This window comes from Streptomyces achromogenes, from assembly GCF_030816715.1.
GTDB classification, from domain to species: Bacteria; Actinomycetota; Actinomycetes; order Streptomycetales; family Streptomycetaceae; genus Streptomyces; species Streptomyces achromogenes_A.
Genome location: NZ_JAUSYH010000001.1, coordinates 6,810,722 through 6,825,210, shown reverse-complemented (window position 1 = coordinate 6,825,210; position 14,489 = coordinate 6,810,722). Strand labels below are relative to the sequence as shown.

At 70.9% G+C, this 14,489-nt stretch carries 11 protein-coding genes; 6 read left to right on the top strand and 5 right to left on the bottom strand.

Features of this window, described 5'->3' with window-relative positions:
- Positions 1-10 precede the first annotated feature (10 nt).
- On the top strand, positions 11-493 hold the full coding sequence (locus QF032_RS30450) for a DUF456 domain-containing protein (RefSeq protein WP_307046907.1): 483 nt from the start codon (positions 11-13) through the stop codon (positions 491-493).
- A gap of 266 nt (positions 494-759) precedes the next feature.
- Here QF032_RS30450 and QF032_RS30445 read toward each other — a convergent pair whose 3' ends face one another.
- The 5 genes from QF032_RS30445 to QF032_RS30425 form a co-directional block, all read right to left on the bottom strand.
- A complete protein-coding gene (locus tag QF032_RS30445; protein WP_307046906.1) occupies positions 760-1,260 on the bottom strand; it encodes a methylated-DNA--[protein]-cysteine S-methyltransferase in 501 nt (166 codons plus the stop codon).
- 311 nt (positions 1,261-1,571) lie between these two features.
- On the bottom strand, positions 1,572-2,984 hold the full coding sequence (locus tag QF032_RS30440) for a bifunctional transcriptional activator/DNA repair enzyme AdaA (RefSeq protein ID WP_307046904.1): 1,413 nt from the start codon (positions 2,982-2,984) through the stop codon (positions 1,572-1,574).
- Between the two features lie 107 nt (positions 2,985-3,091).
- Positions 3,092-4,207: a ribosome small subunit-dependent GTPase A gene (rsgA, locus tag QF032_RS30435; RefSeq protein ID WP_307058271.1), complete on the bottom strand. Its 1,116-nt coding sequence runs from the start codon at positions 4,205-4,207 to the stop codon at positions 3,092-3,094.
- A gap of 589 nt (positions 4,208-4,796) precedes the next feature.
- On the bottom strand, positions 4,797-6,281 hold the full coding sequence (locus QF032_RS30430; RefSeq protein WP_307058269.1) for a cellulose-binding domain-containing protein: 1,485 nt from the start codon (positions 6,279-6,281) through the stop codon (positions 4,797-4,799).
- Between the two features lie 246 nt (positions 6,282-6,527).
- On the bottom strand, positions 6,528-7,847 hold the full coding sequence (locus QF032_RS30425; RefSeq protein WP_307058267.1) for a radical SAM protein: 1,320 nt from the start codon (positions 7,845-7,847) through the stop codon (positions 6,528-6,530).
- Between the two features lie 149 nt (positions 7,848-7,996).
- On the opposite strand from QF032_RS30425, the gene QF032_RS30420 reads away from it, so the two are divergent.
- From QF032_RS30420 to QF032_RS30400, 5 genes are all read left to right on the top strand, one after another.
- Entirely contained in the window at positions 7,997-9,241 is a 1,245-nt protein-coding gene (locus tag QF032_RS30420) for an FAD-binding protein (RefSeq protein WP_307058265.1), read from the top strand.
- A 160-nt stretch (positions 9,242-9,401) separates the two neighbouring features.
- Positions 9,402-10,760 (top strand): ROK family transcriptional regulator, encoded by a 1,359-nt coding sequence (locus QF032_RS30415; RefSeq protein WP_307058263.1) that lies wholly within the window; start codon positions 9,402-9,404, stop codon positions 10,758-10,760.
- Between the two features lie 585 nt (positions 10,761-11,345).
- A complete protein-coding gene (locus QF032_RS30410; protein WP_307046892.1) occupies positions 11,346-12,611 on the top strand; it encodes an ABC transporter substrate-binding protein in 1,266 nt (421 codons plus the stop codon).
- A gap of 20 nt (positions 12,612-12,631) precedes the next feature.
- Entirely contained in the window at positions 12,632-13,597 is a 966-nt protein-coding gene (locus tag QF032_RS30405; protein WP_306948433.1) for a carbohydrate ABC transporter permease, read from the top strand.
- Positions 13,594-14,487 carry a carbohydrate ABC transporter permease gene (locus QF032_RS30400; protein WP_306948434.1) on the top strand — a complete coding sequence of 298 codons (894 nt, stop codon included), beginning with the start codon at positions 13,594-13,596 and terminating at the stop codon, positions 14,485-14,487. Before QF032_RS30405 ends, QF032_RS30400 begins: the two co-directional genes overlap by 4 nt.
- The last annotated feature ends 2 nt before the right edge of the window (positions 14,488-14,489 follow it).

The window sequence follows — 14,489 nt, the reverse complement described above, 5'->3', positions numbered from 1 at the left end:
CCCTGGGCAGATGGGAGTGTGGGAACTCCTGCTGGTCGGAGTGGTCGTTCTGCTCGGCCTGTGCGGAGTGCTGGTGCCCGGCGTGCCGGGGTCGTGGCTGGTCTGGGCCGCGATCCTGTGGTGGGCGCTGGAGGATCCGCAGCCGGTGGCCTGGGCCGTGCTGGTGGGCGCCACGGTGGCCTTGTTCGTGTCACAGGTGGTGCGCTGGTCCCTGCCGCCTCGCCGGCTGCGCGCGAGCGGCGCGACCCCCCGGATGGCGGTGTACGCCGGACTCGGCGCGTTCCTCGGCTTCTTCCTGATCCCCGTGCTCGGCGCCGTCCCCGGGTTCATGGGTGGCGTCTATCTCTGCGAACGTCTCCGCCTGGGCCGCCACGGCGAAGCGCGGGCCGCCCTGCGCAGGGCGATGCGCTCGGGCGGCTCCAGCGTCCTCGCGGAGCTGTTCACCTGCCTGCTGATCATGGGTGCCTGGCTGGGTGCGGTGCTGTGGGGTTGACGTCCCGGCACCACCCCGCGGTGCGTCCCACGGGGGTACACGCCGCACCGTGCGGACCGCCGCCCGGCAGCGGAGCCCCGGACGGCCGCGCGCCTCGACGTCCCCGCAGCCCCTGCGGACGGCCCGGTGGGCCCGGCTTCACGGCGCCGAAACGGCGTGCCCGGTCTCATGTCTCCGAAACAGCGTGCGCAACCCTCGCGTCGCCGACACGGTGAGCTCGGCCCGACGGCCCTCGGCGGCGACGGTCCGGCAAGCCGGGGCGCCGGTCAGCGCTGCACCCGCAGCGAGCCCTCCAGCGTCAGCAGACGCATCTTGCGGTCCAGTCCTCCGGCGTACCCGGTCAGGGAGCCGTCGGCGCCGATGACCCGGTGGCAGGGGCGCACGATGAGCAGCGGGTTCGCGCCGACGGCCCCCCCGACGGCGCGCACGGCCATCCGCGACACCCCGAGCCGGGCCGCGACCTCGCCGTATGTCGTGGTCGCGCCGTACGGGACGGAGTCGAGGGCGGCCCACACCCGCTCACGGAACGCGGTGCCCGCACTGCGCAGCGGCAGTCGGAATTCCTTCAGATCAGCGGCGAAGTAGGCGGCAAGCTGTTCCTCGGCCGAGCGGAACGGACCGCGATCGTGCCGCCAGTCCTGCTGGACGGTTCGTCCACCCTTCTGGCCGGGCACGGAGAGGCTGGTCAGCACTCCGTCTGGGTCCGCGGTGAGCAGCAGCGATCCGAGCGGGCTATCCACATGTGCCCAGTACGTCGGACCGTTCACCGTCGGGCGGGCCGGGCCTTCCGCATTTTCTACGTTTCCTACGGTTTCTGTGCTTCCTGTGGTTTCTGCTGTTTCTACGGTTTCCACGGGGCGTCCGGAGGGCGTCGGAGGCAGCAATGGCGACGAGTTCATCGGATGGGTCGGCTCCACCGGGTACATCGGCTCCCTCGAGTGTGTCAGTTCGGTCGGGACGGCCGGTTCGCTCGGATCCGTCGGTGCTGTCGGGTTGGTCAGTCGGATGGGTTCGCTCAGGCCGGTGGGGTCGGTCGGGTAGGCGGGGTCGGTCGACCCGCTCATGGCAGCCGGCCCGGTCATCGTTCCTCCGCGGTACGCAGGTGGTGCGCGGCGTACGTGCGCCAGGGGCGCCAGCTGTCGGGCGTGTCCACGCCGGGTGGGCCGACGTCGGGATCGCCGAGGGCACGGGCACGGATGTCCGCGACGGTGCCGACGTCCAGGCCGGGCAGGGCCAGCAGCGCCTCCTCGGCGTCGTCCCGGTCGGCACCGGCGTCAAGCCGTACGGCGCCGTCGGCGAGAGCCGCCGCGAGCGGTCCCAGAGGGCCCTCGTGCTCGGCCTCCGCCAGGACGGCGGGCTCGGGAAAGAGGTGGGTGAGGGACCCGCGGGGTGCGTCGAGAACCTTGCCGTAAGCGCGTACGAGTCTTTCGGCCTCCGCTCGTCCGACGAGCGCCCGCATCGCGTACTCCTCCGGGTCGGCCGCCCCCGGGGCGCGCAGCCCGGGCCGCGCGGTGACCAGCGGGGCGAGCCGTGGATCCGCGCCCAGCCGCTCGTCGACGGCGTAGGGGTCTGCGTCCAGATCGAACAGCCGCCGCAGCCGCTGGACGGCGGTGGTGAGATCGCGGGGGTCCGTGAGGTGCAGCCGGGCGTCGAGCCAGCCTCCGGGGTGCGCGGCCGGCGCCCGGGCCGGGCGTCCCGTCCTCCCGCCGCCCGCACGCTCGCTGACGGCGGCGATCCCGGTGCCGTACGGCAGCCGCAGCGTACGGCGGTAGGTGCGACGGCCGGCCGGCCCGCTCACCTCCTCCACTCCGGCCACCGCCTGCCGGTGCAGCAGGTCGAACACGGCGGCGAAGTGGTAGGGGCCACGGTGGGCGAGCCGCAGCGGAATCCCGCCCGACGGGGTGGCGGCGGGCGGGGTGGCGCGGCCGGTCGTGCGCCCCGCGTGCCGCAGTTCGGTCGGAGTGGACGCGTACACGGCCCGGACGGTGTCGTTGAACTGACGCACACTGGCGAAGCCGGCCGCGAAGGCGATCTCGGTGACCGGCAGGCCGGTCGTCTGCAGCAGGACCCGCGCGGTGTGCGCGCGCTGCGCCCGGGCGAGGGCGACCGGTCCCGCGCCCAGTTCGGCGGTGAGCTGACGCTGGATCTGACGTGCGCTGTAGCCGAGCCGTACGGCGAGCCCGGTGACGCCTTCCCGGTCGACGACCCCGTCACCGATCAGCCGCATGGCCCGGCCGACGACGTCGGCACGCGCGTTCCAGTCCGCCGAGCCCGGGACGGCGTCCGGCCGGCACCGCCGGCAGGCCCGGAAACCGGAGCCCTGCGCGGCGGCGGCCGTCGCGAAGAAACGCACGTTACGGCGTTTCGGCGTCACGGCGGGGCAGCTGGGGCGGCAGTAGATGCCGGTGGTCTCGACGGCGAAGAAGAACTCGCCGTCGAACCGGGCGTCCCTGCTGCGCACCGCCTCGTAACGCTTTTCCTGGTCCGTCATGGGTCCCAGTCTTCGCCCGTGCCGACGACGCTGCTAGCGGAAATCGGACGTGACGCCGGCGGACGGAAGCAGGGAAACGGAAACAGTCGGCGGCCTGCCGTCCGACGTCACCGCGGGGGAGCCGGCCGCCACGGGCCGCGGCCGCGCTTGGCCTCCCCGGCCGCCCGGCCGTCGGCCTGCCTGCGCTTCCAGTCCTGGCGGACGTCTGCGCGCAGGCGGGCGTCGGACTTGGCGACGATCCACTGGTTCTCCCGGACGAGTTTGCGGTAACTGTCCAGCCGCCGCTGGGACAGCTCCCCCTCGTCGACGGCCGCTCGCACCGCGCACCCCGGCTCGGACTCGTGCGCGCAGTCGTGGAACCGGCAGCCCCGCGCGAACTCCTCGATCTCCGCGAAGACCCGTCCGACCCCGGCGCCGGCGTCGAAGAGGCCGACGCCGCGCAGACCGGGTGTGTCGATGAGGACGCCCCCGCCGGGCAGCGGCAGCAGGTTGCGGGTCGTGGTGGTGTGGCGTCCCTTGCCGTCCTGGTCGCGGATGGCCTGGACGCCCATCACGTCGGCGCCCACCAGGGCGTTCGCGAGCGTCGACTTGCCCGCGCCGGACGCCCCGAGCAGCACGGAGGTGCCGCGCCCCAGAACGTCGGCGAGTTCCTCGACGCCCTCGCCGTCGCGGGCGCAGACGGTGAGCACGGGCACTCCGGGAGCACCGGCCACGACGTCCTCGACGAGGTGGGACAGCGCGACCGGGTCGGGCACCAGGTCGGACTTGGTGAGCACGACGACGGGCTGGGCGCCGGACTCCCACGCCAGCGCGAGGAACCGTTCGATCCGGCCGAGGTCGAGCTCGACGGCCAGCGACATCGCGACGACGGCGTGGTCGACGTTGGCGGCGAGGATCTGCCCCTCGGACCGTTTGGAGGAGGTGGAGCGCACGAAGGCGGTACGGCGCGGGAGGAGCGTCCGTACGTACCGTGGATCCCTGCCAGCGGGATCCACGGCGGCCCAGTCCCCCGTGCAGACGACCTTCATCGGGTCGTGAGGGACGACGAACTCGGTGTCGGCGCGGACGACGCCGGCCTCGGTGACGACATCGCACAGACCGCGGTCGACCCGTACGACACGACCCGGCAGGAGCCCTTGTGCGGCGTGAGGGGCGAACGCGGCCGCCCAGTCCTCGTCCCAGCCGTACGGGGTGAGCGGATGCGGTGAAACCGCTGACGGCACGGAAGCCGCCGGGACGGAAACGGAATCCGAAGAACCGGTCACCGCGGAAACAGCGTCAGGGCGCGCGGAAACCGGAGGTGCGGAAACCAAAGTACGGGACACCGCAGAGCCGGAGGCCGTTGCGGAGGAAGCCGAAGGAGTCGAGAAAGACAAGGAAAACCCTTCACAGGGCGATCCCGGCAGTGTTCGGCGGTGCGAAAACGCTTAGCCGCGCGAAGTGGAGAGGAAGAAGGTCAGCCGGAGACCGCGGAGGTGGTGTGAACGATCGTCTGGTCGCTGCGTGCAGCGTCCTTCAAGGCGACAGTCATGGGTCACACCTCCGTTTCGCGTCCGACGGGCAGCGGCGGCCGTCGGCCCCGCGCAGGACTCACTCAGGATAAGGATGCCCTCAGCCGGGCGCCACCGGTTTTCCCGCGGCCCTTCACGAGTGTCGTTCCCTCGGTTGCCCCCCAGGTGACCCCGGCAACCCCTTCGATCACCTGGCTACCGTCTCACCGGCGCGCGCCGGACGCGGAGTTCGGCCGTGCCACCCTCCGGTTGGGGCGCCACGGACGCACGCGGCCGGCGCCTGCGCCCCGGCCCCTTCCGGTCACTTCCCCGTGCACGTCTGCCCGTTGAGGGTGAACGCGTACGGCGCGGTGTTCTTGCCCTGCCACGAGGCGAGGAACCCGAAGGTGAGGGTGCCGTTCGCCGCGACGGTCCGGTTGTAGTCGGCCGCGGTGGCGCTGACCCGGGAGCCGTCCTGGGCGAGGCTCGCGTCCCACATCTGGTCGACCCGCTGACCGTCGCGGAAGGACCAGGCCACCTGCCAGGCGTCGAGAGCATGGGCGGTGGTGACGGTGACGGTGGCCTGGAAGCCTTCCGGCCACTGGTTGACCAGGTCGTACTGGACCTCGCAGGCCGCGTCCTTCGTGCCGTCCCCGGCTCCGGCGGTGGCCGAGGAGGTGCCCTGCGGCTCGGGGTCGGGCTTGGCGTCGTCGCCCTTCCCCTTCGTCGGCGAGCCGTCGGCCGAGCGCTTCGGGGCGGACGGGGACGGCGCGGCGGAGCTGGCGGGCGCGGAGGAGGGCACGCCCGCACCGGGACCGGCCACCGGACTGCTGTCCGTGGGGCCGGCCTTGGCGAGGCTGTCGCCGCCGCTGTCGCCGGGCATCATCGACACGGCGAGCGCCAGTCCGGAGACGAGGACGGCGGTGACGAGAAGTCCGTTGCGCCGCACCCGCGCCTTGTTCGCTGCGGCCCGCGCGGCCGCGCCCTCGGGGTCCGGCGCGGCGAGGCCGCCGCCGCCGAGGCGCACTTCGGCCGCGCGGCGACGGCGTTCCAGGTAGGCGAGACCGCCCCAGCCGATCACGCCCTGGGCGAGGGCGGCGGGCAGTCCCCCGCCGTGCAGCCGCAGACAGGCCGCGGCCTCCGCGCACTCCACGCAGGTGGCGAGGTGCCGGGAGAGGTCGGGGGGCGTGTCGGCGGCGGGTGAGCGCGTGACGGCGTCCAGGAGCCGGACGTAGCTGCGGCACTCCGCGTCCATCGGGGTGTCCAGATGGTTGCGGTGACAGCGGTCCCGAAACAGACCGCGGACCTCGTTCAGCTCCTCCACCGCGGCGGACTGGTCCAGGCCCTGGCGGCGGACGACGGCCTGCAGCGGCAGCGCCTCGACCTCCGCCAGCCACAGCAGCGCGGCGTCCGGTTCCTGCATGTCGCGCAGGCCCCGCAGGGCGATGGGACGGCTCAGCGGCGGCCCGACGTACCGTGCGGCCTTGTCGGAGTTGAGCCACAGGCGCAGGTCGGGGTCGAGTTTGTGACCCTGTCCCTGGGCCTCCCAGGCGGCCGCCGTGGCGCGCACGGCGGTCAGCAGCAGAGGGATCCTGGGCAGCCGGGACGGGCGCCGGCCGGCGCCTCGCGCGGTGCCGGACTCGGCGGCGCGGGCCTCGCGTATGCCGAGTGCGAACGCCTCACGGGCCAGTTGGTTCGCCGCGGTCGAACCGGACGTGCACAGATCCGCATACGACAGGACGGCGTCCCAGCACTCGGAGAACAGCGCGGCCTCAGCGGCGTCCTTCGGGGTCGGCAGATCGGGCATGGGTCTCCTGCATCCACAAGCAAGGTCAACTCACCATGACGGCAATGGAGTTGGGGGGAACCTCGCGGCAGGGGCAGAGCTTTTCACGTTACCGACACAACTGACAAGCGCCCTGTTCAGATGTCATGTACAGACAGCAGGACAGGGAGGAAAAAGGCGGCCGCGCCCGTTACTCCGGTCAGTGGTACGGGCGCGGGCCGCCCCGCGTTCAACGCCGATGCGTGTTCTTTCCGTCGGCTGCGGGGACTATACGGTCGCCGCGTCCTGCACCGGAAGACTGTCCATGAAGGAACTCACGGAGAACACCGCGCGGCCGGGCCCCGGCGGGCCGTAGCCGGGCGGCGAGGAGAGCCCGAACTCGTCCATGGCGGCGCGGTAGGCCTGCAGCAACCGGATGTGGTACTCCAGCGGCGCGCCCTGCGGGTTGGCCTTGCCGAGCGGGGTGGTGGGTTCCGGGCACCAGGTGGTGAAGCGGGGCGTGATGCCGTGCGACATGAAGAAGCGCAGCCCCTCCGTCGTGGAGGCGATGGCCTCGTCGACGGTCGTGAAGCCGAACGGCTCGGCCATCTCGACCCCCGCGACGAAGTTGGGGATGACGTTGCGCGCGCCGAAGACGTCCGCCGAGTCGAGGATCCGCCTGTGCCACTCGTCGCGGCCGACGTAGCGCTCCTTGCCCGGGCAGTACAGCTCGAACAGACGCCGGTCCCACACCTCGTAGTTGGGGTGGTAGATCCGCACCCCGTAGTCCTTGAAGCGCTGTACGTCGTCGCGGGGCAGCGCCTGGGCGACGACCTTGCCGATCCAGCGGCCCGGGAAGCGCTCCTCGATGGCCTTGGCGTAGCGGCCGTAGAAGTCGGCCTCGTCGCGCCCGCCGACGGTCTTGGTGATGGCGCCGCCGGTGAGCGTGTAGGCGGTGGAGGCCTTCTGGGTGTCGTAGCGGTCGATGATCTCCAGCGCCTCGAGGACCTCGTCGACGTCCTTGACGCCCGTGTAGGGCCGGCCGGCCGCCTTGTGCTGGCGCCAGTTGTGGTTGATGTCGCAGTACTGGCACTCCTCCTTGGCGCCGAAGTACTGACACACCCGGAAAACGGTCAGATAGATGAGGTAGCCCCACTGGATGGTGGGCGCGACCTCCATGACGGACTTCCCGTTGGAGAGCTTGTGCCGGTAGTACTCCGGCATCGGCGGCACCCCCACGTCGGCGATGCGGCCGCCGTCGAGGTAGAGCCCGAGCAGCCCCTCGTCGTCCGCGGCGACGCGGTACGGCGAGGACGGGTTCACCCGGACCGAGACGACCGTGCGCCGCAGGTCGTAGGGGCCTCCGGTGAGGATGATCTCCTCCGGCGGGCGACGCAGCGCGGCCTCGCCCAGCTCGGGCAGGGTGCTGTGGTCGAAGGAGAAGATGAAGTAGGACTTCGGCTTGACCTCGCCCGACTCGTTGTCGCTGAGTGCCGAGGGGTCGAAGGCCACGCCTCCGCGCAGCAGGTCCTCCTTGAAAACGGCCTCCCGCGGAACATGCGGAAACCGCTCCATCAGATCCTCGACCAGCGCGGTACGGCTGCCCATCCGTCTCTCCTCCCGGCTCAGGCGTACGACTCCTCACGGTATGCCCCGGCCGGAGCGGAGGTGGGGGCGGGGGGCCTCGTGTTGCGGGCAGGGTAGGTTCCACCTGCGGAATCCCGGGTTCTCGATCTCCTCGGAGGGGCGAAAGTCGTATGACCGAAACCGTTACGAACTGGGCCGGCAACATCACCTTCGCCGCCAAGGAGGTGCACCGTCCGCACTCGCTCGACGCGCTCAGGTCGCTCGTGGCGGCTGCCGGACAGGTGCGGGTGCTGGGCAGCGGGCATTCGTTCAACCGGATCGCCGAGCCGGGCGGCGAAGGGGTGCTGCTGTCGTTGGGCGCCCTGACCGGCGGGGTCGAGGTGGACACGGTGGCACGGACCGTGCGGGTCGGGGGCGGGGTCCGGTACGCCGAGCTGGCGCGCCGCGTCCACGAGCACGGGCTCGCGCTGGCGAACATGGCCTCCCTTCCGCACATCTCGGTCGCCGGGTCGGTGGCGACCGGCACGCACGGCTCGGGCGTCGGCAACGGCTCGCTCGCCTCGTCGGTACGGGAGGTGGAGGTCGTCACCGCGGACGGCTCCACCGTCGTCCTCGAGCGCGGCGACGAGCGGTTCGGCGGGGCCGTCACCTCGCTGGGCGCCCTCGGAGTGGTGACCGCGCTGGTCCTGGACCTGGAGCCCGCGTTCCGGGTGGAACAGCATCTGTTCACCGAACTCCCGCTGGAGGGGCTGGACTTCGAGACGGTGGCCGGGGCGGCGTACAGCGTGAGCCTGTTCACCGACTGGGACGCGCCCGGGTTCCGGCAGGTGTGGCTGAAGCGGCGCACGGACGAACCGCTCGCCGACTTCCCGTGGGCCGCCCCTGCCGTGCGGGCACTGCATCCGGTACCGGGGATGCCGGCCGTCAACTGCACCGAGCAGCTCGGCGTGCCGGGTCCCTGGCACGAGCGGCTGCCGCACTTCAGGGCGGAGTTCACCCCGAGCAGTGGGAACGAGCTGCAGAGCGAGTACCTGCTGCCGCGCCGGCACGCCGTCGCGGCCTTGCGGGCGATCGACGCGATCAGGCAGACGGTCTCCTCCGTCCTGCAGATCTGCGAGGTGCGGACGGTGGCCGCCGACGAGCAGTGGCTGAGCCCCTCCTACGGACGGGACACCGTGGCCGTCCACTTCACCTGGATCGAGGACACGGCGTCCGTGCTGCCCGCGGTGCGCGCCGTGGAGGCGGCGCTCGAGCCGTTCGATCCGCGCCCCCACTGGGGCAAGGTGTTCGAGACGCCCGCCGCGACGGTGCGCGGGCGCTATCCCCGGATGGACGACTTCACGGCTCTGGCCCGCGCGCTGGATCCGGCCGGGAAGTTCGCCAACGACTTCGTGCGGGACGTCCTGGGAAACTGATGTGACGCCGTTGCCGGGCGACTTTATAAAGCCCCTTTCCTAACCCCTTGTCGAACGCGGGGGCACCCCATAGCCTGGCGCGGCGCCGGTGCCGTCGCCGGGCGGGCCCGCCCGGCCCGGAAGGGACGGGAAGGACGGAAGGGATGAGGGGGCACGCTCCATGAAGCGCGGCACGTCACGTGACATCCGCACCGCGAACCGCTACGAAGTGCTGCGTCAGATCATCGCCGCCTCGCCCACCTCCCGGCAGGAGCTCGCGGCCGCCACCGGCCTGTCGCTCGCCACCGTCGCCACGCTCGTCGGCGAGCTGCTCGATCTCCACATGATCACGGAGGTCGGGTTCGAGGATTCGGCGGGCGGCCGCCCCCGGGGACTCGTGGCCGTCAACGCGTCGGGGGGCGCGTTGATCGGCGTGGACATCGCGGAGACCTACGTCCATGTCGAGCTGTTCGATCTGGCGCTGAACGTGCTCGCCCGCGCCGCGGAGAACATGCGGCCCGGCGAGAGCCGCCCCGAGCAGGTGGTCGGCCACGTCGCCGCCGCCGCGGGTTCGGTGGTCGCCCAGGCCGGGGTCGAGGCCGCCCGGGTGCTCGGCGTCGGGGTGAGCGTGCCGGGACAGGTGGACCGGGCCACCGGCGTCTCCGCGTACGCGCCCAACTGGGACTGGCACGACGTGCCGTTGCTCGACCTGCTCTCCGAGCACATCGCGTATCCGCTGTACCTGGACAACCCGCTGCGCGCGGGCGCGGTCGCCGAGCTGTGGTTCGGGGCGGCGCGCGGGCACGCGAACGCCGTGGTGGTCAACCTGGGGACCGGCGTGGGCGCCGGACTGGTGCTGGGCGGCGGGCTGCACCGCGGGGTCAGCAACAGCGCCGGCGAGTGGGGGCACACGACACTCGTGCTCGACGGCCGGCCGTGCCGCTGCGGCAACCACGGCTGCGTCGAGACGTATGTCGGCGCACCCGGCATCATGCAGAACCTGCGTGAACTCAGCCCGCACAGCCCGCTGCTGCACCCCGACGACCAGACCGCCACCATCGACGCCCTGGCCGCCGGGATCGCCGCGCAGGACCCCGACGCCGTCGGGGCGGTCCGGGAAACAGCCCGTTACCTCGGCGCCGGCATCGCCAACCTGGTCAACCTCGTCAATCCCGAGGTGGTCGTACTGAGCAGCTGGGTGGCCGCCCGGCTCGGCGAGCCCCTCCTGGAGGAGGTGCGCGAGGCCGTGGCCCGGCATGCGCTGCAGCGCCCCCTGGCCGCCAGCAGGATCGTCCTCTCCCCCATCCCCACCGACCCTGCCTGTCTGGGCGCCGCGACGTTCGCGCTCGAAGGGGCGCTGCAGTCGGTCGGTCAGCGGGGCGTCAGGCGCACCGCGCCAGCCCGCGTGAGGAGCCGCATCGCACCGGCCCCTGACCCGGCGCACCGCACCGCCCGCCGAGCCGACACAACCCGCCCGACGCACCCCCACGGCCCGCACGGCCCGCACGGCCCGCACGACGAGGAAGGGAGCCAGCCCTGACGACAGACAGCGCAAGCACCGGCATCACCGCTCCCCCGGATCCACGCGGCCACCGAACCGACAGCCGGGCCGTCGCCTGGGCCGACGCCCTCGCCGGCGCCCGGGCCGGGGCGTCGCCGGCGAGACATACGCCGGCGTGCCGAGGTTCCGGCACGGCGGGCTCCCGCGTCCGCCGAAGCAGTCCGGTCGGCGAGCACGCGCCGGCCGACGGCCGACGGGTGCGCAGGCGGTCCCGCGCCCCCTCGGCGGCGTCGCCGACGCCGTTCGGACGGCGCGACGGGCGCCGCCCGGTCATCCCCTGAGACCGAGGGCCGCCGGCCCTGACACCGGCGGCCCTCACCTTCCTTCCCGACCCTCACGACGCCCGTTGAGCAAGCGCTTTCGAAGCACTTGCGCAAGCGCTTTCCGTCCACGCCCCGCGCTGCCGCCGTTCGCGATCCCGAACCGATCACAACGCTTCGAACAGACTTCGTCCAACCCCTTGCCGAAGCCTTAGCCGAAGGTTAACGTCCGGCTCCGCGACAGGAATTGAGCCACCTGCGCCGCGCGAAGAGCCTTCGCCGTACTCCGAGACAAGGACGTCACATGTCGGCACTGAGCAACAGCAACTGGTCCCGCAGGTCCCTCTTCCGGGCCGCGGCGGGAATGGCCGCAGCCGGCAGCCTCGCGGCCTGCGGCGGCAACAACGGCCGCAGCGGCGGAGCCGGTTCGGGCGTCGATCTGACGCAGTTCTTCCACGCGTACGGCGAGGCGGGCACCGAGCAGGCCATCAAGAAGTACGCGAAGGCCTACGACAAGGCCAACGTGACCACGCAGTGGATCACCAGCGCCGACTTCGAGAGCAAGCTGTTCGCCACCCTGCTCACCAAGAACGCGCCCGACCTCTTCGAGTTCCACCCGCAGATCCAGATGATCAAGAGCGGTCAGGTGGCGGACCTGACCGACATCATCGATCCGGTCAAGAGCGACTTCAACCCGGCCGACATCAAGTCCCACACGGTCGACGGGAAGATATACGGCGTCCGGATGATCGACGACCCGCAGTTCTTCTTCTACCGCAAGTCGATGCTGGAGAAGGCCAAGGTCGAGGTGCCGACCACGCTCGACGAGCTGATGGAGGCCGCCGCCAAGCTCACCACGGGCAAGGTCAAGGGCCTGTACATGGGCAACGACCTGCACAACGTCATCAACCCGATGATCTGGTCGGCCGGCGCCGACACCCTCGACGCGAAGAACCAGATCGCCTACCACACCCCGGGCGTCATCGAGGGCATCAAGAAGATGCGCAAGCTGTTCACCAGCGGCAACCTTCTCCTCGGCGCTCCGACCGAGTCCTGGGACCCCTCCTCGCTCAACCAGGGCCTGTGCGCCATCCAGTTCTGCGGCATGTGGGCGATGCCGGGAATCCAGAAGGCGCTCGGCGACGACTGGGGCGTCTTCCCCTTCCCGAAGACCGTCGACTCCGGCAAGCAGTCGGTCTACAACGGCGGCTGGTCGATGTTCGTCAACGCCAAGGGCAAGAACGTCGACGCCGCCAAGGAGTACGTCAAGTGGCTGTGGATCGACCAGAAGGAGTACCAGGAGGACTGGGCCACCTCCTACGGCTTCCACATCCCGCCGCGCACCTCGATCGCGCAGTCCGCCACCAAGCTCAAGTCGGGCAACGCCGCTGAGGGCGTCCGGCTCTTCAACGAGTTCGGGCACTTCGACAACATCGGCTGGACCCAGGCCATGATCTCCTCCCTCGAGGACGTCTTCGCCAACTCCGTCCGCAAGGACATGGACCCGGAGGCGGCGCTGGACAAGGCGGACACGGCCGTCAACCGCGAGCTCAAGAAGCTGTTCGGATAGGCCGCGGGACGGACCTCGAGATGTCGACGACCAAGACGCGCGACCTCGCGCGCCCCGCCCCGGCGAAGGCCTCACCGGCCAAGCCGCGGCGGGGTCTGCGGGGCAGCCCCACCTTCAACTTCTGGCTCTTCACCGGGCCGTTCCTCATCGGCCTGGCGATCTTCGTCTACGCGCCGATCCTGTGGAGCCTCTGGCTCAGCTTCTTCGAGGCCCGCTTCACGGTCACGCCCGACAAGTTCGTCGGGTTCGAGAACTACACGTACATGCTGACGAACGACGACTTCGTCGGCTCCCTCGTCACCTTCACCGTCTTCGCCGCGTTCATCGTGCCCACCACCTGGGCGCTGTCGCTGGGCCTGGCCCTGCTGGTGAACCGGCTCCGCTTCATGCGGGCGTTCTTCCGTTCGGTCTTCTTCCTGCCGACGGCCTGCAGTTATGTCGCCGCCGCGCTGATCTGGAAGATGTCGATCTTCAGCGGGGTCCGCTTCGGCCTCATGAACACGGTGATCGGCTGGTTCGGGGTCGAGAACATCGCCTGGCTGGCGGACCCCAACCCGCCCTGGTACTGGCTCGTCATCGTCACGGCACGCCTGTGGCTGCAGTCCGGCTTCTACATGATCCTGTTCCTGGCCGCGCTGCAGAACATCCCGGGCGAGCTGTACGAGGCCGCCGCGATCGACGGCGCCAAGCCGGGCTGGCAGACCTTCCGCCACATCACCCTGCCGCAACTGCGCGCCACCTCCACCGCGGTGATCCTGCTGCTGCTCATCGCCGCCTACCAGGCGTTCGACGAGTTCTTCAACCTGCTGTCGAAGACCACGTGGGGCCGCCCGCCGCTCGTCGAGCTGTACTACAAGGCTCTCGGCGAGAGCCAGGACTACGGCTCCGGCAGCGCCGGTGCGGTCATCCTGACCGTGTTGATCTGCGCCGTGACCCTGCTCCAGGGCAAGTTCATGGGCTTCGGAAGGGGGGACGAGTCCAAGTGACCACCACGACGCCTGAGGTAGGCAAGTCCGCACCGCCGTCACCGAAGCCCCGCCGAGGCGGGCGCGGCGGCGTGATGAGCTCCACCGGCCTCTACATCGCCACCGGGATCGCCGGCTTCTTCTTCCTGGTCCCCTTCTACCTGCTCGTCCGCAACGCCCTGTCCACCGACGCCGAGATCACCGGAGAGAACTGGAAGTTCTTCCCCACGGACATCCAGTGGGGCAACGTCAAGGAACTGTTCACCGACGGGACGGTGCCCTTCGGCCAGTCCCTGTGGAACTCGGCGGTGGTGGCCACCCTGCACACCGCCGGCGTCCTGCTGGTGTGCTCGCTCGCCGGCTACGGACTCGCCCGCATCCCGTACCGGCACGCCAACAAGGTCTTCTACGCCGTCCTGGGCACCCTGATGGTCCCGACGGCGGTCACCTTCGTCCCGAGCTTCGTTCTGGTGTCGTCGCTCGGCTGGGTGGACACCTACCGGGGTCTCATCGTCCCGGGCCTGTTCAGTGGTTTCACCTGCTTCCTGTTCCGGCAGTACTTCCTGGGGTTCCCCAAGGAGCTGGAGGAGGCGGCGCGCGTGGACGGGCTGGGCTACTGGGGTGCGTACTGGCGCATCGTGGTGCCCAACTCGCTCAACTTCTTCGCGGCGATGGCGACCATCACCTTCATCAACGGCTGGAACTCCTTCCTGTGGCCGCTGGTCATCGGCCAGGACCCGGGTTCGTGGACGGTCCAGGTCGCGCTCTCCAACTACATGACCAACCAGACGGTCGTCTTCCACCTGATCTTCATGGCCACCGCCTTTTCCATCCTGCCCCTGGTGTTCGTGTTCCTCTTCCTCCAGCGCTGGCTGGTCCAGGGGATCGCACAGACCGGCATCAAGGGCTGACC